The organism is Aquimarina rubra (assembly GCF_042684305.1).
GTDB lineage: Bacteria > Bacteroidota > Bacteroidia > Flavobacteriales > Flavobacteriaceae > Aquimarina > Aquimarina rubra.
This window is the reverse complement of the sequence record NZ_JBHULE010000027.1, coordinates 101345-102086: the sequence shown is the minus strand read 5'-3', so window position 1 is coordinate 102086 and position 742 is coordinate 101345. Positions and strand designations below refer to the sequence as shown.

The following is a 742-nucleotide window of genomic DNA, read 5'->3' as shown; positions in this document are numbered from 1 at the left end:
CGGTGTTGGTACGGATGGTATTCCGGACCCTGCACAAGGCAATGTAGATGGCGATCCGGTAACGACAGTTGTTACTGATACGGATGGTAATGTAAATGACGGTCCGGACTATTTAGATATTGATGCGGATGACGATGGTATTGCGGACAATGTAGAGGCGCAGCCAACAGCCGGTTATACTGCCCCAAGTGGTACTGATAATGACAATGATGGTATTGATGATGCGTATGATCCGGTATGTAACTTAGCGGATGGTACGGTTCCGGCGGATGGTAATGCCGATGAATGTACGGCTGCAGGTTTTGTAGCAGGTACGAGTTTAGCCCCTGAAGACACGGATAGTGACACGACTCCAGATTACTTAGATACAGACAGTGATAATGATGGGATCAATGATGTGATTGAAGCCGGTCAAGGTACCGCAGTAGGTACTGATGCCGATGGCGATGGTTTGGATGATGGTTTTGATACGGTAGACACTACCGGAGCTACTCCAGATGTCAATGATAATTTAGATACGGGAGCCATTGGTACGGACAATGTGGATGATGCGGATCTGACGGAGGTTGACTTCAGAAGTATTTTAGATGCCGATAATGATGGTATAGCAGATAATGTAGATGAAGACGATGACAATGATGGTATTCCTGATGTGGTGGAGAGTGATGGTAACGATCCAAGCGGGGATGATGATGGAGACGGTATCCCGAACTACCAGGATGTGGACCCTGATGGATTACCA

At 47.3% G+C, this 742-nt stretch carries 1 pseudogene; it reads left to right on the top strand.

Features of this window, described 5'->3' with window-relative positions:
- Positions 1 to 742 (top strand): annotated as a pseudogene (locus ACFSR1_RS19595) (hypothetical protein); the annotation flags it as partial.